This is a genomic window from Oceaniglobus indicus (assembly GCF_002751875.1).
GTDB classification, from domain to species: Bacteria; Pseudomonadota; Alphaproteobacteria; order Rhodobacterales; family Rhodobacteraceae; genus Oceaniglobus; species Oceaniglobus indicus.
Map to the genome: position 1 here is coordinate 89124 of NZ_NMZM01000003.1, position 23118 is coordinate 112241.

General features: G+C 65.3%; 22 protein-coding genes. 17 read left to right on the top strand and 5 right to left on the bottom strand.

All coding sequences use genetic code 11. From position 1 onward, the window contains the following. Nucleotides 1–207: 207 nt before the first annotated feature. From CFP68_RS05490 to CFP68_RS05505, 5 genes are all read right to left on the bottom strand, one after another. Nucleotides 208–555 carry a hypothetical protein gene (locus CFP68_RS05490; RefSeq protein WP_099825538.1) on the bottom strand — a complete coding sequence of 116 codons (348 nt, stop codon included), beginning with the start codon at nt 553–555 and terminating at the stop codon, nt 208–210. 69 nt (nt 556–624) lie between these two features. Next, nucleotides 625–765, bottom strand: coding sequence for a hypothetical protein (locus CFP68_RS18190; RefSeq protein ID WP_169961457.1), 141 nt, complete (start codon nt 763–765; stop codon nt 625–627). A 210-nt stretch (nt 766–975) separates the two neighbouring features. Then, nucleotides 976–1341 (bottom strand): DUF6497 family protein, encoded by a 366-nt coding sequence (locus CFP68_RS05495; RefSeq protein ID WP_099825540.1) that lies wholly within the window; start codon nt 1339–1341, stop codon nt 976–978. A 17-nt stretch (nt 1342–1358) separates the two neighbouring features. Beyond that, nucleotides 1359–1622 carry a DUF7218 family protein gene (locus tag CFP68_RS05500; RefSeq protein ID WP_099825542.1) on the bottom strand — a complete coding sequence of 88 codons (264 nt, stop codon included), beginning with the start codon at nt 1620–1622 and terminating at the stop codon, nt 1359–1361. Nucleotides 1623–1741: 119 nt separating this feature from the next. Continuing rightward, nucleotides 1742–3274, bottom strand: a complete 1533-nt coding sequence (locus CFP68_RS05505) for an acyl-CoA carboxylase subunit beta (RefSeq protein WP_099826195.1) — start codon at nt 3272–3274, stop codon at nt 1742–1744. Between the two features lie 398 nt (nt 3275–3672). Between CFP68_RS05505 and CFP68_RS05510 the strand changes: the two genes are divergently transcribed. The 17 genes from CFP68_RS05510 (at nt 3673) to CFP68_RS05590 (ending at nt 23062) form a co-directional block, all read left to right on the top strand. Then, nucleotides 3673–5193, top strand: a complete 1521-nt coding sequence (locus CFP68_RS05510) for a sugar ABC transporter ATP-binding protein (protein ID WP_099825544.1) — start codon at nt 3673–3675, stop codon at nt 5191–5193. Further along, the gene (locus CFP68_RS05515; RefSeq protein ID WP_099825546.1) at nt 5193–6197 is read left to right on the top strand and encodes an ABC transporter permease; all 1005 of its coding nucleotides are present in this window, start codon (nt 5193–5195) and stop codon (nt 6195–6197) included. Before CFP68_RS05510 ends, CFP68_RS05515 begins: the two co-directional genes overlap by 1 nt. Then, nucleotides 6197–7207: an ABC transporter permease gene (locus tag CFP68_RS05520; protein WP_206601891.1), complete on the top strand. Its 1011-nt coding sequence runs from the start codon at nt 6197–6199 to the stop codon at nt 7205–7207. The genes CFP68_RS05515 and CFP68_RS05520 overlap by 1 nt, the downstream gene beginning before the upstream one ends. 40 nt (nt 7208–7247) lie before the next feature. After that, nucleotides 7248–8483: a sugar ABC transporter substrate-binding protein gene (locus CFP68_RS05525; protein ID WP_099825551.1), complete on the top strand. Its 1236-nt coding sequence runs from the start codon at nt 7248–7250 to the stop codon at nt 8481–8483. A gap of 71 nt (nt 8484–8554) precedes the next feature. Then, the gene (hisD, locus tag CFP68_RS05530; RefSeq protein ID WP_099825553.1) at nt 8555–9883 is read left to right on the top strand and encodes a histidinol dehydrogenase; all 1329 of its coding nucleotides are present in this window, start codon (nt 8555–8557) and stop codon (nt 9881–9883) included. Between the two features lie 5 nt (nt 9884–9888). Further along, entirely contained in the window at nt 9889–10938 is a 1050-nt protein-coding gene (locus tag CFP68_RS05535; protein WP_158234133.1) for a LacI family DNA-binding transcriptional regulator, read from the top strand. Beyond that, entirely contained in the window at nt 10935–11483 is a 549-nt protein-coding gene (locus CFP68_RS05540; protein ID WP_099825557.1) for a hypothetical protein, read from the top strand. The genes CFP68_RS05535 and CFP68_RS05540 overlap by 4 nt, the downstream gene beginning before the upstream one ends. 32 nt (nt 11484–11515) lie before the next feature. After that, entirely contained in the window at nt 11516–12403 is an 888-nt protein-coding gene (locus CFP68_RS05545; RefSeq protein WP_099825559.1) for an N-acyl homoserine lactonase family protein, read from the top strand. Then, complete coding sequence (locus CFP68_RS05550; protein ID WP_241523968.1) at nt 12400–13350, top strand: 3-hydroxyacyl-CoA dehydrogenase; 951 nt, start codon at nt 12400–12402, stop codon at nt 13348–13350. Before CFP68_RS05545 ends, CFP68_RS05550 begins: the two co-directional genes overlap by 4 nt. Nucleotides 13351–13459: 109 nt before the next feature. Next, nucleotides 13460–14197: an SDR family oxidoreductase gene (locus CFP68_RS05555; protein ID WP_099825562.1), complete on the top strand. Its 738-nt coding sequence runs from the start codon at nt 13460–13462 to the stop codon at nt 14195–14197. 114 nt (nt 14198–14311) lie between these two features. Then, nucleotides 14312–15070, top strand: coding sequence for a FadR/GntR family transcriptional regulator (locus CFP68_RS05560; protein WP_099825564.1), 759 nt, complete (start codon nt 14312–14314; stop codon nt 15068–15070). A gap of 48 nt (nt 15071–15118) precedes the next feature. After that, nucleotides 15119–16096 (top strand): substrate-binding domain-containing protein, encoded by a 978-nt coding sequence (locus tag CFP68_RS05565; protein ID WP_206601892.1) that lies wholly within the window; start codon nt 15119–15121, stop codon nt 16094–16096. Between the two features lie 49 nt (nt 16097–16145). Further along, entirely contained in the window at nt 16146–18041 is a 1896-nt protein-coding gene (locus CFP68_RS05570) for a sugar ABC transporter ATP-binding protein (RefSeq protein ID WP_099825566.1), read from the top strand. A 3-nt stretch (nt 18042–18044) separates the two neighbouring features. Continuing rightward, nucleotides 18045–19013 (top strand): ABC transporter permease, encoded by a 969-nt coding sequence (locus tag CFP68_RS05575; protein ID WP_206601893.1) that lies wholly within the window; start codon nt 18045–18047, stop codon nt 19011–19013. Between the two features lie 11 nt (nt 19014–19024). Continuing rightward, the gene (locus tag CFP68_RS05580; RefSeq protein WP_145953404.1) at nt 19025–20980 is read left to right on the top strand and encodes a D-apionate lactonase family protein; all 1956 of its coding nucleotides are present in this window, start codon (nt 19025–19027) and stop codon (nt 20978–20980) included. A gap of 19 nt (nt 20981–20999) precedes the next feature. Then, nucleotides 21000–21983, top strand: coding sequence for a D-erythronate dehydrogenase (gene denD / locus CFP68_RS05585; protein WP_099825573.1), 984 nt, complete (start codon nt 21000–21002; stop codon nt 21981–21983). 62 nt (nt 21984–22045) lie between these two features. After that, nucleotides 22046–23062 carry a TRAP transporter substrate-binding protein gene (locus CFP68_RS05590; protein WP_099825575.1) on the top strand — a complete coding sequence of 339 codons (1017 nt, stop codon included), beginning with the start codon at nt 22046–22048 and terminating at the stop codon, nt 23060–23062. The last annotated feature ends 56 nt before the right edge of the window (nt 23063–23118 follow it).

Genomic DNA, 23118 nt, shown 5'->3' on the forward strand with positions numbered 1-23118 from the left:
AAAAAGGCGGCTCGATCCGTTCAGGATCGAACCGCCAAGGGGAAGGGTAACTGGATCGACTTGCGAGGCTGCGGCGGATGCTGAACGCTACAGCCTCGGCTTCGATACTGGCGTGGTTTGCGGACGCTGCAAACATCCCGCGGGCATCCCTTTGGCCAGCGGCCGATTTCCGCACAAAAGACGGAACCGATGGCTGAAGTTCGCCGATCATTCGATGAAAATGTCAGGAAAGGACGCCTGCGCCCTGGCAAAATCGACACGCAACAGGGCTTCATAGCTTGTGGGATCGAACGGATCCTCGGCCGCCACGACCTCGCGGCCGAACAGCCACGACAATCGCCCGGCATCCAGGTTGCCGCGCTCGAACGGGTCTTCACCGAACTGCTGGCACAGCGCCAGAAGAAACGCCTCGTCGGCGCGTTTGTCCGCCGCCCGGCGATCGGGATAACGGCGCCGCTCGACGATGGGCGTGGCGCCTTTCGGGTTGGCGCGCCGCACGGTGAACTGAAAATCGGTGCCCGGAAGGCGGCCCGGAAAGCCGCGATGCTTGATCATGGCGCGATCCTCGGGTCGGATCGGCCAGACAGGGTCGGAGCGGGCCCGAAAGCCCGCTCCGGATAGGGCTTACTTGTACTTGCCGGTATAGGTCGGCTCGACCGTGAGGGGAGCAGGGTCGGCATAGACGACTTCTTCCTGCTGCTGTGCACAGGCGGACACGAGGGTGATGAGGCCGAGGGCCATGACTGCTGCGATGCTCTTGGACATCCGTATCTCCTACTTGATTTTCGGGCCGAGGGGCCGTTCCGGCCCGCCTGCCCTCGCTGCGAAGTTCGGGTCTCCGCATGGAAACCTGACCAGCACATAAACGATCCCGCGGAGGAATGATATGGGGAGCGATGCAAGTCGTCGCCCTGTGGCAGCCCTGCATCAGCCTGCGAAGAAAACGAAAAATGCATGCCAAACCCTTGTTTCAAATCAAAAACCTTCCCAAACGCATCGGTCGCCCTCAGGTCGATAGCCCTCGAAGTATTGCGTCACCTCCGGCGTGATTTCGCCGAACACCACGGGCTGGTCGGAAACCGATATGATCACCTGCGCCGGAACCGGCCCGATCTCGCTGAGTCGCGGCAAGGCATAGGTTTCGCACAGGTGCGCCATGTCTGTCACCGCATCGTCGAAAGACACCCCCGCCGCGATACCCGGCGCCACGAACCGGAACCGATAGGTCAGCCCGATACCGGGTGCCGCGCGCAGGATGTCATGGAACACGACGGCCGTGCGCGACGGCACCGCGATCGGCTGGTCCACCGCGCCCCAAACGGGCCCGGCACAGGCCAGCATCGCAAGGGCGCCCGCGATCAGGTGTTTCGCAAGGCCTCGATCAATTCGTCCTTGTTCATGTCCGACCGCCCGTCGATGTCCAGTTCCTGCGCCCGGTCGTACAGTTCGTCGCGGGTCCACTCCTCGTAGGGCGGTGCCTTGCCACCCTTCTTCGACGGATGCTGATCGTCCGCCGCTTGGGCATTGGCGATCGCCGCCGCCTTGCTCTTGCTCGCGCCATCCTCGCGCAGGGCTTCGTAGGTTTCGTCGTCCTTCACGGACGGTCCGTGATCCTTGGTCATGGCATTCTCCTTTCAGAGCGAACCGCATCGCACCGGCCCGGGTTCCCCGCCCCGCTTTTTCTTGCTGTAAATACTCCGCGGAGCGCGAGGGCGCGCAGCCCTCGCATCCAACGGCGGCGTCAGAGCGGAATGTTGTCATGCTTCTTCCACGGATTGCTCAGCCGCTTGCCGCGCAGCGACGCGAAGGCGCGACAGATGCGCTTGCGGGTCGAATGAGGCAGGATCACCTCGTCGATGAAGCCCCGCTCGGCGGCCTTGAAGGGGTTGGCAAAATTCTTTTCGTATTCTGCCGTGCGCGCCGCGATCTTCTCGGGCTCGCCCAGTTCGCTGCGATACAGGATCTCGGTCGCGCCCTTGGCCCCCATCACCGCGATCTCGGCGGTGGGCCAGGCATAGTTCAGATCGCCGCGCAGGTGCTTGGACGCCATGACGTCATAAGCACCGCCATAGGCCTTGCGGGTGATCACCGTCACCTTGGGCACCGTCGCCTCGCCATAGGCGAACAACAATTTCGCACCGTGCTTGATCACGCCGCCCAACTCCTGTCCCGTGCCGGGCAGGAAGCCGGGCACGTCGACCAGGGTCAGGATCGGGATCTCGAACGCGTCGCAGAACCGCACGAACCGGGCCGCCTTGCGACTGCTGTCGATGTCCAAGCAGCCGGCCAGGACCATCGGCTGGTTCGCCACCACGCCCACGGTGCGCCCTTCCAGCCGGATGAACCCGGTCAGGATGTTCTTCGCGAACTCCTCCTGGATCTCGAAGAAATCGCCCTCGTCCGCCAGCTTGATGATCAGCTCGGTCATGTCATAGGGGCTGTTGGGGTTGTCGGGGATCAGGGTGTCCAGACTGTGATCCAGGCGCAGCGGATCGTCGAAGAACGGCCGGCGCGGCACCCCGGTGCGGTTGTTGGACGGCAGGAAATCGATCAGCCGCCGCACCTCGGTCAATGCGATCACGTCATTTTCAAACGCGGCGTCGGCGACGCTGGACTTGCGGGTGTGGGTGATCGCGCCGCCCAGCTCCTCGGCGGTCACGACCTCGTTGGTGACGGTCTTGACCACGTCGGGGCCGGTCACGAACATATAGCTGCTTTCCTTCACCATGAAGATGAAGTCGGTCATGGCGGGCGAATAGACGGCGCCGCCCGCGCACGGCCCCATGATCACGCTGATCTGCGGCACCACGCCCGACGCCAGCACGTTGCGCTGGAACACCTCGGCATAACCGCCCAGCGATGCGACCCCTTCCTGGATCCGCGCACCGCCCGAATCGTTCAGCCCGATGACCGGCGCGCCGTTGCGCACCGCCATGTCCATCACCTTGCAGATCTTCTGGGCGTGGGTTTCGCTCAGCGATCCGCCCAGAACGGTGAAATCCTGCGAATAGACATAGACCTGTCGCCCATTGACCGTGCCCCAGCCGGTGATCACGCCGTCGCCGGGCACCTTGTGGTCGGCCATGCCGAAATCGGTGGCACGATGGGTGACGAAGGTGTCGAATTCCTCGAAGCTGCCATCGTCCAGCAACAGTTCGACCCGCTCGCGCGCGGTCAGCTTGCCCTTGGCGTGCTGCGCCGCGATGCGCTTTTCGCCCCCGCCCCTGTGCGCTTCGGCGCGGCGGTCCTCAAGCTGTTGCAGGATGTCTTTCATCGCGCCGTCTCCCTCTGGGCTGGTGGCAGCATAGGCGAGGTGCCGTTCCACGAAAAGCGCCATCAGGCATATTTGCATAATGCAAATCAAGCAGCCGCATCAAATTGCGAATATGCAAATCGCCGGGACCGCGCCATCGGCGATCCGGCACGAATCGCCCCATTCCACCACGGGTTTTCGCACTTGCCCAGATCAGTGCCGCATGGCGCATCATTCCTGCTGCGCGCAAGGCCCTGATTTTCCTCAACGCATGGCGCCCAGCGTGGAATGCAAGGCAGCCCTGCATCCCGCGCTTGACAGGACCGATCACAATCTGCATCGTTTGGAAACGTTTCCAATGCCACTGGAAACGCTTCCAATGCCCGTTTGGGCGACGATACCGGATCCTGGGAGGGAATATGGGTCAACTGCTGGCAGTGCAGGATCTGGCGAAACGCTATGGCGCGACCGTCGCGCTGGGCGGGGTCACGATGGGTATCCGCGCCGGTGAGGTTCACGCGATCCTCGGGGAAAACGGCGCCGGAAAATCGACCCTGGTCAAGATCCTGTCCGGCGTGGTTCAACCCAATGACGGCACGATGTTGCTGGACGGCGCGCCCCACACGCCGGCATCGATCTTTGCGGCCCGCGGCGCCGGTGTCTCGACCGCGTTCCAGGAACTCAGCCTGATCCCGCATCTCAGCGTGGCCGAGAACCTGCTGTTGCCGAAGGTGTCGCGCGGCCGGTTCTGGCCGGAACGCCGCGCTTCGATCATGCAGCGCGCGGCGGCCATATTGGCCGAATGGGAGATCACCGATATCGCCCCCGACGCGATGATCGAAGACCTGCCGCTGGCCCAGCGCCAGCGGATTGAGATCACCCGCGCCCTGTCGCACGCCACCCGCCTTCTGGTGCTGGACGAACCCACGGCCGCCCTGCCCGACACGTCGTGGCTGTTCCGCCAGATCCGCCGCCTGACCGAACGCGGCGTCGCGGTGATGTATATCTCGCACCGTCTCAGCGAGGTCCGCGAGATCTGTCAGCGCGCCACGATCCTGCGCAACGGCGCCAGCATCGAAACCGTCGATCTGGCTGGTGTGGACGATGCCGGGATCTTTGCCATGATGGTGGGCCATGCCCCCGCCGCACCCCGCTCGGAAACCGAAACCGCCACCGGCGACATCCTGCTGGAAACCCGCGATCTGCATGTGGGCGCCATCAAGGGTCTGAACCTGACCCTGCGCGCCGGTGAGATCGTCGGCGTCGCCGCGCTGGAAGGTCAGGGCCAGCAGGATCTGTTCCAGGCGCTGGGCGGGGTGCGCAAGCGGGCGTCGGGCGACATCATCGTCGGCGGCCGGTCGGCGCCGCTGGGCACCCCCGGCAAGGCACAGCGCACGGCCCCCGGCATCGCCTTCGTGCCGGAAGAGCGCAAGGCCGACGGCATCTTCGACAACCTGACCGCGGCCACCAACATCGTCATGGCCGATTTCGCATCCCGCAGCACCGGCGCTTTCGTCAACGCCCGCCTTGAACGCAACCGCGCGGCAAAATCGGCCGAACGCGTCGCGCTGTCGCCGCGCTATCTGGGGTTCGAGGTCGGCAACCTGTCGGGCGGCAACCAGCAGAAGGTGCTGTTGGCGCGCGCCTTGATGACCGGGGCCAAGATCCTGATCCTGTTCGATCCGGCGCGCGGCGTCGATGTCGGCACGAAACAGTCGATCTATGCGATGATGGATGATTTCGTCGCCAACGGCGGCACGATCCTGTTCTATTCTTCCGAACTGACCGAACTGGTCCAGCTTTCGACCCGCTGTGTCGTGCTTTACAACGGCCAGGTCTCGGCCGAGGTGTCGCGCGCCGACATGACCGAGGAACGGCTTCTGGCCGCGGCCCACGGCCCGGCCCGAACGCCGCCCACCCCCCTGCGGGAGGCCTCGTGATGACCGACGCCACCCACCCCAGCGTTGCCGAAACCCGCGCCGCGCGCCGCGTCACCCTGCGCCATATCGCCGACAGCGCGTTCCTGATCATCGTGATCTACCTGGTCATGGCCGTGGTCTATGTCGCCGTGCAGCCCTCGGCGCTGTCGGCCTATTCCATCGAATCCCTGTTCAACAATTCCCTGCCGCTGATGCTGGCGGCGGCCGGTGCGACCTTTGTCATCCTTCAGGGCGGGTTCGATCTGTCGGTGGCGGGCACCATATCGCTGGTCAACGTGGTGATCGCCACCACCCCGATGGAGGGGCCGGGCGGCGCGCTGGCGCTGCTGGCGCTTGCCGTGGCGCTGGGCATGGCGGTGGGGGCGATCAACGGCATCATCGTCGCCTACCTGCGCATCCAGGCCATCGCGGCGACGCTGGCGACCATGATCATCTGCCAGGGCATCGCGCTGCTGATCCTGAAGGCGCCCGGCGGAATGGTGTCGGATTTCATGGTCTACGAGCTGACCGCCTCGCTGACCGACCGCGTGCCCTATGCGCTGGTCATCGCCGCGCTGGGCGTGGTGTTCTGGACGATCTACAGCCGCACCGACGCGGGCCGCAACCTGTTGGCCGTGGGCCAGGACCGCAAGGCGGCCGCCCTGTCGGGCATCAACGTGCAGCGGACCGAGTTCTTCTCGTTCGTCTGGGCCGGGGCGTTCTATGCGCTGGCGGCCTATATGCTGGCCGCCCAGACCTCGACCGGCAATCCCTCGGCCGGTGAGCCGTTCCTGTTGCTGACCTTCGCCGCCGTCGCCCTTGGCGGCACGGCATTCGGCGGCGGGCGCGGCGGCGTCACGGCGTCGCTGTTCGGCGCGGCAACCCTGATGCTGATGCAGAAGGTGCTGTTCGCGATGGGGGTTTCATCGTTCTACACCGGCGTCATCCAGGGGATGATCATGATCACCGCCGTCCTGTTTTCCGCCGCCGTCCATCACGCGGCCAGCAACCGGAGGGGCGCATGATGTCCGATCAGACCGCGATCCCGCTGGAAGACACCCGCAAGGCCCAGCGGATCAGCCCGACCGTGGTCACCGTCGCAACGATCTATGGCATCGTCGCGCTGATGATCGTCGCCTCGCGTCTGGTCAGCCCATCGTTCGGTGGCCTCTCGCAACTCGAGACGATCCTGTATCTGTCGTCGTTCCTTGTATTCTGCGCCTTCGGTCAGGGTCTGGTGATCCTCGTGCGCGGTCTGGACCTGTCGATCGCGTCGGTGATCACCGTGGGGGGCGTGCTGTCGGCGGCCCTGATGGACGGCAGCAATGCCGGGCTGTTCTATGTCATTCCGGCGATCCTTCTGGCCTGCGCGCTGATCGGCGTCGTCAACGGGATCGGCGTGACGGTGTTCAACGTGCCGCCGTTCATCATGACCATGGCCGTCGGGATCATCGTCTATTCCCTGTGCCTGGGCTTCACCGGCGGCACGCCGCGCGGCTTTCCGGCGCCGGTCCTGAACGATTTCATGGGGTCGCGGTTCATCGGCATCCCCGCCCCTGTCTGGCTGTTGATCGCCTTTGCCGCCATGGGCACGCTGGTGCAATCCTTCTCGCCGTTCGGGCGCAAGCTGACGGCGGTGGGCAACAACCCCGAAGCGGCCTATGTCGCCGGCCTGCCGTCGCGCCGCCTGACGGTGTCGGTCTATGCGATTTCGGCCGCCTGCGCCGGGTTCACCGGGATCCTGCTGGCCAGCTATGCCAACGGCGCGACCTTGCGGATGGGCGACGATTACCTGCTGCCCTCGATCGCCGCGGTGGTGGTCGGCGGATCGTCGATCCTGGGCGGCAAGGGCACGTTCCTTGGCACGGTCGGCGGCGCGATGCTGTTGACGACGCTGGCCACGATCCTCAGCGCGCTGGGCATCGGACAGGGCTGGAAAACCATCATGGAGGGCGCGGTGATCCTGCTGGCGCTGATCCTGCTGCGCGACACCGTGTTCGACAGCCTGCGCGCCGTGCTGGTGCGCAAGGACTGAACACCACGAACGACCAACGACGACTTTCAGGGAGGAAACGATGAAAGTGACCAACAAGCTCAAGACCCTGGCCCTTGCGGCCCTGGCCGGCACGACGATGCTGTCGGCCGGTGCGGCGGATGCCAAGACGGCAGACGGCAAATGGCTGATCTATCTGTCGCTCAGCTATTCGGGCAACGCGTGGCAATCCGAGGCGGCCAACATCGTGAAGGCGCTGGCCAAGACGCCGCCCTACAACGAGACCGTCGAACTGGTCGAGGTGATCTCGGGCACCGATCCGCAGGCGCAGATCTCGGATTACGAGAGCATGATCGCCAACGGCGCCGACGGCATCGTCAGCTTTCCGATCTCGTCCAACGCGCTGAACCGGGTGGTGCGCCGGGGCTGTCAGGAAGACGTGCTGTTCTTCATGTACGACGGCACCGTGACCGAACAATGCGCCTACAACATCAGCTTCCTGTCGGGCGGCTTCGGCGAGAACACGGCACAGGCGCTGGTCAATGAACTGGGCGGCAAGGGCAAGATCTTCCTGTCGCGCGGCGTGCCCGGCAACTCGGTCGACGAACGCCACACCGACGGAGCGATGCACATCTTCAACCAGTATCCGGGAATCGAGATCGTCTCGGAATACTACAGCTATTGGGACGACCGCACGACCCAGCAGGAAACCGCCAAGGCGCTGGCCGCCCACCCCGACGTCGATGGCGTCTGGGCGCAGGCCGGCGAATACGGCGTGATCCAGGCGCTGCTTCAGGCCGACGAGAACCGTCTGGTGCCGGTGACCGGCGAAAACTCGGCCGGCTTCCGCCTGGCGTTGGCCAATCCCGACATGCAGGCCAAGGGTCTGGCCGGTGTGTCGTCAGGCTCGGCCCCGGCGCAATCGGGATTTGCGTTCAAGATCATGATGGAAATCCTCAACGGTGAGCGCGAGCCGCTGCCCGAGGGCGAGCGCAACATCGAATACCCCCTGCCCTGGGTGCCCGCCGATGCGGTCAAGATGTGCGAAGGCGACACGTTCGAGGACGGCTGCAACGTCTTCGGCGAAGACAAGGTGCCAAGCTCGTTCGTGTCCGAAGTGTTCAATCCCGAACTGCTGCCCGAACTGTCGCTGACATCGGCGCTGGACGGCAACCCGACCGAAGGCGCGACGATCCAGCCGCTGCCCGAAGGCGCGGTCAAGCGTGCGCCCGACATGCCCGGCATCAACTGCCGCAGCTGTGAAGCGCCCGACAACCAGTATGACCTGACCAAGATCGAGGCGACCGTTCAGCCCTGATCGTCCGGCCCGCGCCGCGCAACCGGCGCGGGCCCCCTTCACCCCGGTCCATTCCAAGGAGAACCCAGACCATGACCATCGAATATCTCAAGCGCGGTCGCTCCGAAGCTGACCGGAACGACGACGACACGAAGGTCCGCCAGACCGTCGAGGCGACCCTGAAGGACATCGAGGACAATGGCGACAAGGCTGTGCGCGCGCTGTCCGAAAAGTTCGACGATTATTCGCCCAAGAATTTCCGCCTGTCGCAATCCGAGATCGACGACCTGATCGCGCAACTGACCCCGCGCGAGGTGGCCGACATCAAGTTCGCACAGGAACAGGTGCGCAACTTTGCCCAGGCCCAGCGCGACACGATGCTGGATCTGGAGATCGAGACGCTGCCCGGCGTGATCCTGGGCCACAAGAACATCCCGGTGCAATCCGTCGGCTGCTATGTCCCCGGCGGCAAGTTCCCCATGGTCGCCAGTGCCCACATGTCGGTCGTGTCGGCGGCCGTCGCCGGTGTGCCGCGCATCGTCGCCTGCACCCCGCCGTTCAACGGCAAGCCGAACCCCGGCGTGATCGCCGCGATGCATTTCGGCGGCGCCCATGAAATCTATGTGCTGGGCGGCATCCAGGGCGTCGGCGCCATGGCGCTGGGCACCGAAACCATCAACCCCGTGCACATGCTGGTCGGCCCCGGCAACGCCTTTGTCGCCGAAGCCAAGCGCCAGCTGTTCGGCCGCGTCGGCATCGACCTGTTCGCCGGCCCCACCGAAACGCTGGTGATCGCCGATGAAACCGTCGACGCCGAACTCTGCGCCACCGACCTGCTGGGCCAGGCCGAACACGGATACAATTCGCCCGCCGTGATGATCACCAATTCGCGCAAGCTGGCCGAGGGGACCATGGCCGAGATCGAGCGCATCCTGAAGATACTGCCCACCGCCGACACCGCCGGCAAAAGCTGGGAGGATTACGGCGAGATGATCCTGTGCGACACCTATGACGAGATGCTGGAAGCCGCCGAGGATCTGGCATCGGAACATGTGCAGGTGATGACCGAGCGCGACGACTGGTTCCTCGACAAGATGACCGCTTACGGCGCGCTGTTCCTGGGGCCGCGCACGAACGTTGCCAACGGTGACAAGGTGATCGGCACCAACCACACCCTGCCGACGAAGAAGGCCGGGCGCTATACCGGTGGTCTGTGGGTCGGCAAGTTCCTGAAGACCCACTCGTATCAGAAGATCACGACCGACGAGGCGGCGGTGAAGATCGGCGAATACGGATCGCGCCTGTGCATCCTGGAAGGCTTTGTCGGCCACGCCGAGCAGTGCAACATCCGGGTGCGGCGTTATGGCGGCATCAACGTGCCCTACGGTGAAGGCGCCCCGGCGCGCGACGCCGACGAATGAAGGGCATGACGGACACGCAAAACGGGGCCGACGCCGCCCGCCCGTCCCGCGTGACCGTCAAGGACATCGCGCGCGAGGCGGGGGTGTCGATCGCCACCGTATCGCGCGCGATCAGCAACGACCCCGGCATCGCGGCGGACACCCGCCGCCGCGTGCTGCAAAAGGCGACCGACATGGGATACAGCCCGAACCTGTTCGCACGTGGCCTGATCACCCGCAAAAGCGGCATCGTCGCCGTCTTCGCCAACAACATCATCAACCCGTTCTATCCCGAAGTGATGGTCAACCTGACCCGCGCGCTTCAGGATCGCCAGATGCACACGTTGCTGTTCACCTCGGATGGTGACGAACAGGTGGAACGCGCCCTGCCCACCCTGCGCCAGCTGAACCCCGATGTGGCGGTCGTCCTGGCGGCGACGATGACCTCGGGCGCGCTGGACAATTTCGCCGAAAGCCGCACGCCGGTGATCCTGTTCAACCGCTATGTCGACGGGGCGGCGGCCAGTTCGGTGTGCTGCGACAACTTCGAGGCGGGGCGCATGGTGGCCCATCGTCTGGCGGCGTCGGGCCACCGGCGGCTGGCCTTCATCGAAGGGCTGGCAACCGCATCGACCAACGCGGATCGGCGGCGCGGCTTCACCCGGGGCTGCGCCGAGGCGGGGCTGGCCCCACCCGCCGTCCATGCGGGCGGCGATTTCACCTATGAAACCGGATACACCGGGGTGCAGGCGCTGATCGCGCGCACCGGCGCCATCGACGCCGTGTTCTGCGCCAACGACATCATCGCCATCGGCGCCATGGATGCGGCGCGCGGGTCGCTGGGCCTGTCGATCCCGGACGATCTGTCGGTCATCGGATTCGACGACATCGCCATGGCAAGCTGGCCGTCCCACGATCTGACCACCGTGCGCCAGCCGATGAACGCGATGATCGACCGCGTGATGTCGGAAATCGGGCGGATCCGCGATTCCGCGACCGCCCCGCCCGAAAAGCATTTTCTGCCCGGCCGCCTGATGGTGCGCGGCTCGGCCCGTCTGAACGAGGAGCGGACATGACCGGCACACAACGTCTGCACGACGCCACCTGCGATGTCTGGGATCTGCCACAGGCCGGAGCGGCTGGCGATCTGCACCCCGCAACCGGGACCGATCCTGCGACCGATCGCTATCTTGCCACCATCGCCCCCGCCTACGGCGTGCTGGGCCGGGTCATGGCGCAGCTTTCCGGCATCTTCCTGCTGGCGCTGACGCGCGACGGCGGCGGCCCGGGCCTGCATCTGGATCACGGGATGTACACGATCGCCCGCGACCAACTGGCCGAGGCGCAGGATACCGTGGCATCCGTAACGGTGCCCGAAACCGCGCGCCGCCATCACGCGGCGCTGGACAACCTGGCGGCACAGCTTGCGGCCGCGGCACGCGGGATCGAACGCATGGCCGCGCGGATGTCGGGCGACGAACACGCCAGGCGCGATGTTCTGCGCCACCTGGCCGAGGCGCAGCGCCTGCTGATCGCCACGGCCGAACCGGACGCCGGAATCACTCCGGTCGATTTCGACAACGCCTGTTGCAGCTGCGCGGTGCGCAAGCCCACCGCCTGAGACCGAGAACACCATCGAAGGGAGAGACCGATATGGCCGATTATTCAATCCACGTTCTGGAATACAGCTATGTGCCGGAATACCACAAAAGCGGCGTGCTTTATGGCGCGCACAACGAAGGCTATGTGAAACTGCCTTATTGTTATGTCCTGATCCGCAGCGCCGACCATGTCGCGCTGGTGGATGTCGGATACAACCACAAGGATTACGGTCAGCATCTGGCCGAAAAGTTCGGCGTGGAGAACTGGCGCTCACCCAAGGTCGTGCTGGCCGAGATGGGCCTGACCCCCGAGGACGTGGACACCATCTTCGTCACCCACGCCCACTTCGACCACTTCGGCAACGTCGAGGATTTTCCGAACGCCACCTTCTATATCCAGCGCGAGGAGATCGAGAAATGGGTCTGGGCCATGTCCCTGCCCGACCGTCTGAAATGGATGATGATCGCGGTCGATCCGTCGGACGTGCTGCGTGGCGTGAATCTTGCCGCACAGGGGCGTTTGCGCACCGTCGAAGGGTCGGTCGAAAACGTGCTGCCGGGGATCGATCTGCATCTGGCGAAGGACAGCCACACCTTCGGGTCGATGTGGGTCACCGTGCGCAACGACGGCAAGGCCCAGTCGGACGACACATGGGTTCTGGCCGGCGATCTGGTCTATCAGTTCACCAACATCAAGAACGACGGCTCGGTCGTCGGTGTGGATGAGATGTACACCCCCGTCGGCCTGGCGTTGGGGTCACAGATGAACCTGCTGCTGGCGACCGAAGAGATGATGAAGCAGACCGGCTATGACGCCCACCGGGTCATCCCGATCCACGAGGAAGGTCTGGCCGACACCTTCCCCTGCCGCATCTCCGACGAAGGTCTGCGGATCAGCGAAATCTGCCTCGCCGACGGGGCAGAGTCCTTCGTGAAATGAGCGGGAAAACCATGGGCGACGGTGGCATCGCCATCGTCGGCGCGGGGCTGGTCGGGATCGGCTGGGCGATCGTCTTCGCCCGGGCCGGTCTGACCGTGCGGGTCCATGACCGCGATGCCGACCGGCTGACCGCGGTGCCGGACCTGATGCGCCGGTCACTGGACGATCTGCACGACGCCGGGCTGATCGACGATCCCGACGCGGTGATCGCCCGCGTCTCGTGCCACGCCGACCTGGGCGACGCGGCGGGCGATGTCGATTACATCCAGGAATCGGTGCTGGAACGGGTCGAGGTCAAGCGCGAACTCTATGAACGGCTCGACACCGTTCTGGCCGATCATACCATCGTCGGCTCGTCCTCTTCTGGCATCCCCGCCTCGGCCTTTACCGAAGGGTTGGGCATCGCGCCCCGCTGCCTGGTGGCGCATCCGGTCAACCCGCCCTACCTGGCCCGCATCGTCGAGGTCGTCCCCGCCCCCTGGACCCTGCCCGAAACGGTGGAGGCCGTGCACGCCCTGATGCACCGCGTCGATCAGCATCCGATCCGGGTCAACCGCGAGCTTGAGGGGTTCGTTCTGAACCGGCTTCAGGGGGCGCTGTTGCGCGAGGCCTGGGCGCTGTATGACGAAGGATATTGTTCGTTGGCCGATCTGGACGCCACGGTGTCCGAAGGTCTTGGCCTGCGCTGGTCATTCATGGGACCGTTTGAAACCATAGACCTGAACGCGCCGGGCGGCATTGCCGATTACGCCGAACGGCTGGGTGGACTGTATCTATCGGTGGCCCGCGATCGCACCGATCCGCAACCCTGGAGCGCGGATCTGATCAAGCGGGTCGAGGCGGAGCGCCGCCAGACGCTGCCGGCCCAGGATCTGGGCGCACGCGGGGCATGGCGCGACCGGCGATTGATGGCGCTGGCCGCCCATCGCAGGACGCAGGACGTCTGATTCGCCGAGAATCTTGAAATTATCCGACCTCGTCAAGTTTTGAGCCATGCTTGACGCAGGATCATCGCTCGGCGAAGGTGCGGCAAAGTAACCTGGAGGAGACCCGAAGATGACACAGATCGCACTCGTGACCGGAGGCGGCTCAGGCGTGGGCCGGGCCTGCGCATTGGAACTGGCGAAACGCGGCGCCCATGTCATCGTCACCGGACGCCGGCCCGAACCCCTGGACGAAACCGTTCAGATGATGGGCAAGGGCAGCGCGATTCCCTGCGACATCACGAAACCCGAAGAGGCCGACGCGCTGTTCGCAAAGATCAAGGCCGACCACGGGCGGCTGGACGTGCTGTTCAACAACGCCGGCGTCAACGTCAAGAATCAGCCGGTCGGCGATGTCCCGGTGGAAGACTGGCTTTACACGATCAACGTCAACGTCAACGGCGCCTTCATCGCCGCCCGCGGCGCGTTCATCATGATGCGCGATCAGGATCCCCAGGGCGGGCGGATCATCAACAACGGGTCGATCTCGGCCTATGTGCCGCGGCCCGGGTCGGCCCCCTATACCGCGTCCAAGCACGCGATCACCGGCCTGACGCGCAGCCTGTCGCTGGACGGTCGCCCCTATGACATCGCCTGCGGGCAGATCGACATCGGCAATGCCGCATCCGAGATGACATCGAAGATGGGCGGCGGCGTGGCCCAGGCCGATCTGTCGATCAAGCCCGAACCGGTCATGGACGTCCAGCACGTCGCCGATGCCGTGGCCCACATGGCCAGCCTGCCCCTGTCGGCCAACGTGCAATTCATGACCGTGATGGCCACCAAGATGCCGTTCATCGGCCGCGGCTGACCCATCGGCGCCGGGTGTATCCGCCCGGCGCCGACACCGAAACGGGATTGATTTCGCATGGGATCCGGCATACTGGTATGGTCAATCAACCACTGACGGGAGGCAGCGGCGGATATGGTGCAGACCAACGCACAGGATCTGGCAGGCCAGACCGGTCTGATCGGGTCCGTGTCACGCTCGACCGTGCGCGACGTGATCGCCGGAAAGCTGGCCGCGCTGATCGCCTCGGGGGTGCTTTCGGTCGGTGACGAACTGCCCGGCGAACGCGAATTGGCCTCGGCGTTGTCGGTCAGCCGCGAAACCGTGCGTGGCGCGGTTCAGATCCTTGCGGCCCACGGCATCCTGAAGGTCGCCCACGGTGCACGCACGACGGTTGCGAAATCCGACCTCGGCGGGTTTGCGGTGCAGACCGCCCATGCCCGCGCGGTCCAGAGCTATGACCTCGAATCCGTTCATGCCGCCCGTCTGCTGGTGGAACGCCAGGTGGTGCGCGACGCGGCGCGCGAGATCGGCGAACGCACCCTGGGCCAGTTGCGCAGGTCGCTGAAGGCGCAGGCCGATTGCCTGGACGATCCGGTGCGGTTTCTGCTGTGCGACCGGGAATTTCACCTGCTGATCTATCGCGCCTGCGGCAACCCGCTGTTGGCCGACATGGCGACCGATCTTTACAATTACCTGCTGGAATACCGCCGCCGCATCGTCGCGCGCGCCGGCTCCATCCAGGCCAGCATCGCCGATCACCACGATATCTTCGCTGCCCTCGAAGCGCACGACGAAGAGGCCGCCGCGATCGCCTTCGGGCATCACGAAATGCGGATCTACAAGACGACCAAGGCCTTCCTGGCCGCCGACAAACCCGGCGCCACGGCCTGACACTTCAACGGACCGCACCAAAGCGGTCGCACTCTGGGAGGAGACCACATGATGAAACGACGCATATTCGGACTTGCCGCAGCCGCCTGTGCCACGTTGGCACTGAGCGCACCCTTCGCGCAGGCCCAGGACAAGGGCGAGCTTGTCTACATGACGCCCGGCCTCGATCTGGCGTTCTGGCGCTATGTCTCGGAAGGCGTGAAATCCGTGGCCGAGGAAAACGGCTATGGCTTCTCGGCGCTGGATTCCACCAACGATCCGCAGACCCAGTTGCAGAACGCGCAGGACGCCGTGGCGCGCGGTGTCGCCGGCATCGTGCTGTCGCCCACCGACAGTTCGACCGCCCCCGCCATCCTGACCCTGGCCAAGGACGCGGGCATCCCCGTGGTGATCGCCGACATCGGCACCGACAGCGGCGAATACGTCTCGCTGATCGGATCGAACAACTATGAGGGCGCCAACGGCGTCGGCAAGGCGCTGGCCGAAGCGATGAAGGCGGACGGCAAGGAAGACGGATCGGTCGGGATCATCGGCATCTCGCAGGCCCGTCTGAACGGGCAGGCCCGCACCAAGGGCTTCAAGGACGCGATGGCCGACGCCGGCATCACCAAGGACGCCGGGTTGCAGCAGATGCAGGCCTATACCGCCGACGAGACGTTCAAGTTCACCCAGGACATGATCACGTCGAACCCGGACATGACCGGCATGTTCGTCCAGACCGACGGCCCCACGCTGGGCGCGCTTCAGGCGATCAAATCGGCCCGCATGACCGGCGAAGTCCTGGTTGGCGCGTTCGACGGCATCCCCGAATTCGTGCCGCTTCTGCAATCGGGCGACATCGTCGTGGCCGGGATGCAGCAGCCCTATCTGATGGGCGTACGCTCGGCCGAGGCGATGGTCGAACATCTGGACGGTGGCACCCCCGAAAAGGAGATCACCGTGCCGATCCTGATCGTGACCTCGGACAACATCGAAGAGATGCTGCCGACGATCAAGGAAACCGTTTTCGCCAACGAAATCGAGTGACGCAACTCCGGGCGGCCCCCCACGGGGTCGCCCGATCGGCGAGGCCGCAATGACGCACCATGACACCGAAACACGCGCGGCGCCGCTGTTGTCCGCCCGCGGCGTGTCGAAGACGTTCGGCAGCACCAAGGCGCTGGTGGATGCCTCGATCGACCTGCGCCCCGGCGAGGTTTGCGGCCTGCTGGGCGCCAACGGTGCGGGCAAGTCCACCCTGTCGCGGATCATTTCCGGCCACATCGCGCCCACCGGCGGCGAACTGACCCTGGGCGGCAAACCCTTTGCCATCACGTCGACGCGCGATGCCTTCAACAGCGGCATCGCCCTTGTCGCGCAGGAAACCAGCCTGGCGCCCGACATGAACGTGCTGGAAAACATCTTCCTGCCCGATCTGGCCCGGCCCGGCCGGCTGTCCTTTGGCAAGCTGCGCGCGCGGGCCACGGAAATCCTGTTGTCGTTGGGCCACGATCACGCCCTGCCCCTGCATGCCGAGGTGCGCACCCTGTCGGCGGCCCAACGCCAGTTGGTCGAAATCGCCAAGGCGCTGGCGCTGGATGCGCGGCTGGTGATCTTCGACGAACCCACCGCCTCGCTGTCCCCGACCGAGGTCGACAGCCTGTTCGACATCATGGCCAAGCTGCGCGACGACGGCCGCGCGCTGGCCTTCGTGTCGCATCGTCTGGAAGAGGTGTTCGCGATCACCGATCGCGTCACGATCCTGCGCGAGGGCACGACCGTGGCCGAAGACGTGGCGACGGCGGATCTGACCCAGAACGACATCATCCGCCACATGGTGGGCAAGGACATCGGTGCGATCTATGACGTGCGCCGCGACGGCTATGCCATGACCGACGCACCGGTGTTCGAGGTCAAGCACCTCAAGGCCGAACCCTGGGTGCGCGACATCTCGTTTTCGGTGAGGGGTGGCGAAATCCTGGGCCTTGGCGGTCTGGTCGGCGCCGGGCGCAGCGAAGCGGCCGAAGCGATTTTCGGTCTGCGCGCGCGCCAGGGCGGCGAGATTTTCGTCAACGGCACGCAGGTGCACCCCAGACGCCCGGCCGAGGCGGTCCGCCACGGCCTGGGCTTTGTCGCGGAAGACCGACGCGCCCAGAACATCGTGCCCGACCTGTCGGTGCGCGAGAACCTGCTGCTGGCCCAGATGGGGCGGCACAAGGGGTTCGGGCGCGGATTTTCCGCCGTGCGCGAGAAAATGGAAACCCTGATCGGACAGCTGGGCCTGCCCGCCGACCGGCTGGATCAAAGCCTGCTGAACTATTCCGGGGGCATGCAGCAGAAGATCATCATCGCCCGCTGGCTGCTGATCGAACCGCGCATCCTGATCCTGGACGAGCCGACCAAGGGCGTCGACATCGGCACCCGTTCGTCGATCTACAAGCTGTTACAGGAGGTCGCGGATGCCGGGGTCGCCGTCGTCGTGATCTCGTCGGACTTCGAGGAATTGCTGGGCATCTGCGAACGCATCGTGGTGGTGTCGGACGGGTTCACCATCGCCGATCTGCCCAAGGACAAGCTGAGCGAAGAAAAGCTGACCCTGCTGGCCGCGCCGCGCACATCGACCGAACGCAACACCGCCGTGCTGCGCGACCTGTCCGACGCCCACAAGGGTCAGGCGTTCTGGACCCTGATCGACGGCGACGAATTGATCTGCCTTGCCGCCGTCACGCATCCCGACGGCCCCAAGACGGGCCTTGAGCCCGGCCAGGCCGTGCGCGCCGAAGACACCGCGATTCCGGCCGCCCTGGCCGCCCGGAACGACACGTTCACGCCGGACGCCGACGGCATCGCCACCGCGCTGATCCAGTTGAAGGACCGGCGCGGGCACGACCTGGGCTGGATCGGCCTGACGGTGCAGGCCGACGCCCTGCCCGACATCGATGCCATCAAGACGCGGGTGGCACGCCTGACCCGCCCCGAACAGGAGAGCTGAAACTTGGCCACCACCGACACCAAACGTCCCAGTGTGCTGAACACGATCCTGCACAGCCTGGAATTCCGGATGCTGGGCCTCGCGCTGGTCCTGGCCATCGCGCTGTCGCTGCTGTCGCCGTATTTCCTGACCCAGCGCAACCTGTTCAACGTCATGGACCAATCGGTCGTGATCGGCATCGTCGCCGTCGGCATGACCTTCGTGATCCTGACCGGCGGGATCGACCTGTCGGTGGGGGCGATCTTCGGGCTGTGCGGCGTGGTCCTTGCGCTGGCGCTGAAGGAATACCCCATCGTGCTGGCCATTCCCATCGCGGTGGGGGCCGGCGCGCTGATCGGGTTGTTTTCCGGGGTGCTGATCGCGATCTTCGGGCTGGCGCCCTTCGTCGTCACACTGGGCGTCATGGCGATCGGGCGATCGCTGTCGTTCATCCTGTCGGGGCAACGGTCGCTGTCGGGACTGCCACCGGATTTGCAGAACATCGTCTATTCGTCGTTCCTCGGGATTCCGGCCAACGTTCTGTTTCTGATCGCGCTTTACGCCGCCGCGTGGCTTTACCTGACCTATACCAAGGGCGGGCGCACGATCTATGCCGTCGGCTCCAACGCCGAGGCGGCGCGGGCGGCGGGCCTGTCCACCACGTTCTATTCCATCCTGCCCTACGTCGTGTCGGGCGCGTTGTCGGCCGTGGCGGTGACGTTTTCGCTGGCACAGATCATGTCGGCCGATCCGCTGGCGGGCAACCAGCTGGAACTGGACGCCATCGCCGCCGTCGTGATCGGGGGCGCGTCGCTCTATGGCGGGCGGGGATCGATCATCGGCACGCTGCTGGGCGTTCTGATCATGGTGATGATCCGCAACGGTCTGAACCTCATGGGAGTGTCGCCGTTCTGGCAGGGCTCGGCCATCGGCAGCATCATCATCCTGGCCCTGCTGGCCGAACGCCTGATCAATTGGCGCTCCACACGATGAAAGGGGACACCATGAGCGAACCATCCCACGCCATCCGCCTGTTCGGCACCGAGGAGGCGGTCGAACCGCCCCGCGTCCTGCGCGCAGGCAAGCTGAGCGCCGAACTGGTCGCGGGCAACCTGCGCTATATCCGCTGGGACGGGGCCGAGGTGCTGCGCGCCGTGTCGTTCATCGTGCGCGACAAGGATTGGGGCACCTACAATCCGAAGATATCTGACCTCGAGGTCGAGGAAAGCGATGATCGTTTCACCGTCACCTTTTCGGCCATCGCGGCGGACGACGAACAGAGCTTTGCCTATGACGCCCGGATCGAGGGGCGCGCCGACGGCACGCTGACCTTTCACGGCACCGGGCACAGCGACGGCGGCTTCCTGACCAACCGCACCGGGTTCGTCATTCTGCACCCCATCGACGGGATCGCGGGCGAACCGGTAGAGATCACGCGCACCGACGGCACGGTCGAGCCGGGCACCTTCCCCGCCGAAATCGATCCGCTTCAGCCGATGATGGATCTGCGCGCGCTGAGCCATACCGCGCCCTCGGGCCTGCGCGTGACATGCCTAATGGAAGGCGACACCTACGAGATGGAGGATCAGCGCAACTGGTCCGATGCCTCCTACAAGACCTATGTGCGCCCGCTGGCCCTGCCCTGGCCCTATCGGATCGAGCCGGGCGAACAGATCGACCAGACAATTACCGTCACCGTGTCGGGCGACACCACGGGCGGCACCGCGACCGACAGCGCGAAGATCGCGCCGGGCGCGAAACACGGTGTCGTGCCGCCGCTGGGCATGGGTTTGCGCCCCGAGGATGTGGCCGGCACCCAAGGCGGGATCGACCGGCTGAAGGATCTCGCGCCCGCCTATCTTATCCTGCACCACGATCCGCGCGCCGGGCACGGCAAGGCCGAACTGGCCGCGCAACTGGACATCGTACGCGCCCTCGGGTGTAACGCCTGGCTGGAAGCGGTGATCGTGGCCACCGACGACGCGGGCGCAACCGCCGAGGTGGCGCATCTGGGCGCGCTTGCCGCAGACCTGGGCGATCCCTTCGAAACGGTTCTGGTATCGCCGGCACCCGACATGAAATGCACCCTGCCGGGCAGCGAATGGCCGGAAACGCCCGATGCGGCGACCCTTTACGATGCCACCCGCGCGGCCTTTCCCGAGGCGCGGATCGGCGGCGGCATGTTCAGCTATTTCACCGAGCTGAACCGCAAGCGTCCGCCGGTGTCGCATCTGGACCTCGTCAGTTTCACGACCTCGCCCATGGTCCACGCGGGCGACGACCGGTCGGTGATGGAAACCCACGAGGCCCATCCGGCCATCGCCCTGACCGCGAAGGTCATCGCGGCGAACACGCCCTGGGCGGTGGGCCCGTCGGCCATCGGCGTGCGCGACAACCCCTACGGCGAAGCGGCCAAGGACAATCCCGACAACATCCGCCAGGCGATGAACATCAACGACCCCCGCCAGCGCGGGCTGTTCGGCGCGGTGTGGAACCTTGGATATTTTGCCGACTTCGCCGCCGGCGGTGCGGCCGCCATCGCGCTTGGCGCGCCGACCGGGGCGTTCGGTGCCATTGCCGCGCCCGCGGATTTTCCGCAACCGGGCTTTGACGATGGCGACCTCTTTCCCGTGTTCCACGTCCTGCGCGGCCTGCGTCGTCTGGCCGGACAGGAAATGCGCGCGCTGGACCTGCCCGCCGCCGGTCCGCTGACCGGGCTGGCCGCCGACACCGGCGAGGGGATCGAGATCTGGGTGGCCAACAAGACCGCCGATCCGGTCGACGTCTCGATCGCGGCCGGTGCCGGGATCGCCGTTCTGGACGCCGACAGCTTTACCGCCGCCGCGACGGACCCGGCCTTCATGGACCGGATGAGCGACCACGAGACAGACGACGAGACCGGCACGCTGACGCTGTCGGCCCATGCAACCGCGCGCATCCTGCTGCGCCATCCCACCTGACCCGCGAAGGATCCGAACCATGCACGTAATGATCATTGGCGCCGCCGGAATGATCGGCCGCAAACTGGCCGACGCCATTGCCCAGGGGCGCTGGCCCGGCACCGCCCAACCCACCGCGCTGACACTGGTGGATGTGGTTGAACCCACCGCGCCCGACGGATTGCCCTTTCAGCCCGATGTGATGAGCATCGATCTGTCGCAGAAAGGCGCCGCCGAAACGCTGGTCAAGGCGCGCGCGGACATAATCGTGCATCTTGCCGCCATCGTCTCGGGCGAGGCCGAGGCCGATTTCGACAAGGGCTATGCCATCAATCTGGACGGCACCCGCGATCTGTTCGAGGCGGTGCGCCACGCCCACAACGCCGACGGCTATACCCCGCGCATGGTGTTCACGTCATCGCTGGCGGTGTTCGGCGCGCCGTTCCCCGATCTCATCCCCGACAGTTTCAACCTCACGCCCCTGACCAGCTATGGCACCCAGAAGGCCATCGGTGAACTGCTGCTCGAGGATTACACGCGGCGCGGTTTCTTCGACGGCATCGCGCTGCGCCTGCCGACGATCTGCATCCGCCCCGGCCTGCCCAACAAGGCCGCATCGGGGTTCTTCTCGGGTATCCTGCGCGAACCCCTGAACGGCAAGGAAGCCGTGCTGCCGGTGGACCGCGACGTGCGCCATTTCTTCGCCTCGCCCCGCGCCGCCGTCGGTTTCCTGCTGCACGCCTGCACGATGGACACCGCCCCCATGGGCCACAAGCGCGCCTTGACGATGCCGGGCCTGTCGGCCACCGTTGCCGAACAGATCGAAGCCTTGCGCCGCGCCGCCGGAGAAGAGACGGCCGCGTTGATCCGCGACGAACCCGACGCCACCATCGCCGGCATCGTCGCCGGCTGGCCGCAGAACTTCGACACGACGCGGGCGCAAAAGCTGGGCTTTCAGGCCGAAGCGTCGTTCGACGAAATCATCGCGATCTATCGCGAGGATGAAATGGGAACCGGCAGCTAATCGTCGGCCCATAATAAAGGTCCGGATATCACCGGACCGCTTTACGCAACCGGGAGGAACACATGCGTAGGACACTTAAAATCACTCTGATGGCCACCGTCGGCCTTGCCGCGCTGGCGACGACGGCGGTGGCGCAACAAAGCAAGCTGCGGATCCAGTCGCACAACTCGGCCGAAAGCACCTATGGCAAGAACATCGCCAAGTTCGTCGACAACGTCGAAACCATGTCAGGCGGCGATATCGACATCGAGATGTTCTATTCCGCCGCCGTGGTGAAGCCGAACGACACCTTCGACGCGGCCCGCAACAACATCCTGGATTGCGACATGACCAACGGGTCATATCAGACCGGCAAGGACGCCGCGTTCCAGTTCGTCGCCGACACCATGGGCGGCTATGACACGCCGATGCAGTATCTGTCGTGGGTCCACCTGGGCGGCGGCAAGGAAGCGATCAACGAGCTTTATGCCGACTACGACATGCACTACATCGGCGCGCACCTCGGCGGTCAGGAATCGCTCAGCTCGACCACCCCGCTGCGGGGGCCGGAGGATCTGCAGAACTTCAAGTTCCGCTCGCCCCCGGGCATGGAGTCGGAGATCTTCGCCAACCTCGGCGCCAAGCCCATCGTCATGGATTTCACCGAGATTTTCACCGCCCTGGAAACCGGTATCATCGACGGCGCCGACGCCTCGACCCTGGCGACCAACGTCAGCATCGGCATCTACGACATCGCCAAGCACACGACCTATCCCGGCTTCCACTCGATGTCGTCCGACCATCTGGCCTGCCGCCAGGACGTCTGGGACGCGCTGCCCGACGCGCACAAGCGCATCATCGAGGTGGCGAACAAGACGCTGGCCATGGACCTGTTGATGGACACGCTGATCCAGAACGGCGAAGCCCTGGGAACGCTGCCTGAAAAAGGCGTGACGATCTATGACTGGTCCGAGGATGACCGCGCCACGTTCCGCGCGGCCGCCCGGACGGCATGGGAAGACTGGGCATCACGGTCGCCGGAAACCCGTGCAATGGTCGACGCGCACAAGGAGTTCATCGCGCGCATCGGTCTGAAATAGGGCCAGAGGCCGCCACCGCACCATATCACCGCGATTCACCGCGAGGATAAACCGGG

Bases quoted from the DNA above. Each gene is read 5' to 3' on its own strand.
- denD (WP_099825573.1), top strand. From the start codon at position 21,000: ATGCACGTAATGATCATTGGCGCCGCCGGAATGATCGGCCGCAAACTG.
- CFP68_RS05565 (WP_206601892.1), top strand. From the start codon at position 15,119: ATGATGAAACGACGCATATTCGGACTTGCCGCAGCCGCCTGTGCCACG.
- CFP68_RS05560 (WP_099825564.1), top strand. From the start codon at position 14,312: ATGGTGCAGACCAACGCACAGGATCTGGCAGGCCAGACCGGTCTGATC.
- CFP68_RS05545 (WP_099825559.1), top strand. From the start codon at position 11,516: ATGGCCGATTATTCAATCCACGTTCTGGAATACAGCTATGTGCCGGAA.
- CFP68_RS05495 (WP_099825540.1), bottom strand. From the start codon at position 1,341: ATGCTGGCCTGTGCCGGGCCCGTTTGGGGCGCGGTGGACCAGCCGATC.
- CFP68_RS05555 (WP_099825562.1), top strand. From the start codon at position 13,460: ATGACACAGATCGCACTCGTGACCGGAGGCGGCTCAGGCGTGGGCCGG.
- hisD (WP_099825553.1), top strand. From the start codon at position 8,555: ATGACCATCGAATATCTCAAGCGCGGTCGCTCCGAAGCTGACCGGAAC.
- CFP68_RS05500 (WP_099825542.1), bottom strand. From the start codon at position 1,622: ATGACCAAGGATCACGGACCGTCCGTGAAGGACGACGAAACCTACGAA.
- CFP68_RS05515 (WP_099825546.1), top strand. From the start codon at position 5,193: ATGACCGACGCCACCCACCCCAGCGTTGCCGAAACCCGCGCCGCGCGC.
- CFP68_RS05550 (WP_241523968.1), top strand. From the start codon at position 12,400: ATGAGCGGGAAAACCATGGGCGACGGTGGCATCGCCATCGTCGGCGCG.
- CFP68_RS05510 (WP_099825544.1), top strand. From the start codon at position 3,673: ATGGGTCAACTGCTGGCAGTGCAGGATCTGGCGAAACGCTATGGCGCG.
- CFP68_RS05490 (WP_099825538.1), bottom strand. From the start codon at position 555: ATGATCAAGCATCGCGGCTTTCCGGGCCGCCTTCCGGGCACCGATTTT.
- CFP68_RS05535 (WP_158234133.1), top strand. From the start codon at position 9,889: ATGACGGACACGCAAAACGGGGCCGACGCCGCCCGCCCGTCCCGCGTG.
- CFP68_RS05520 (WP_206601891.1), top strand. From the start codon at position 6,197: ATGTCCGATCAGACCGCGATCCCGCTGGAAGACACCCGCAAGGCCCAG.
- CFP68_RS05505 (WP_099826195.1), bottom strand. From the start codon at position 3,274: ATGAAAGACATCCTGCAACAGCTTGAGGACCGCCGCGCCGAAGCGCAC.
- CFP68_RS05570 (WP_099825566.1), top strand. From the start codon at position 16,146: ATGACGCACCATGACACCGAAACACGCGCGGCGCCGCTGTTGTCCGCC.
- CFP68_RS05525 (WP_099825551.1), top strand. From the start codon at position 7,248: ATGAAAGTGACCAACAAGCTCAAGACCCTGGCCCTTGCGGCCCTGGCC.
- CFP68_RS05580 (WP_145953404.1), top strand. From the start codon at position 19,025: ATGAGCGAACCATCCCACGCCATCCGCCTGTTCGGCACCGAGGAGGCG.
- CFP68_RS18190 (WP_169961457.1), bottom strand. From the start codon at position 765: ATGTCCAAGAGCATCGCAGCAGTCATGGCCCTCGGCCTCATCACCCTC.
- CFP68_RS05540 (WP_099825557.1), top strand. From the start codon at position 10,935: ATGACCGGCACACAACGTCTGCACGACGCCACCTGCGATGTCTGGGAT.
- CFP68_RS05590 (WP_099825575.1), top strand. From the start codon at position 22,046: ATGCGTAGGACACTTAAAATCACTCTGATGGCCACCGTCGGCCTTGCC.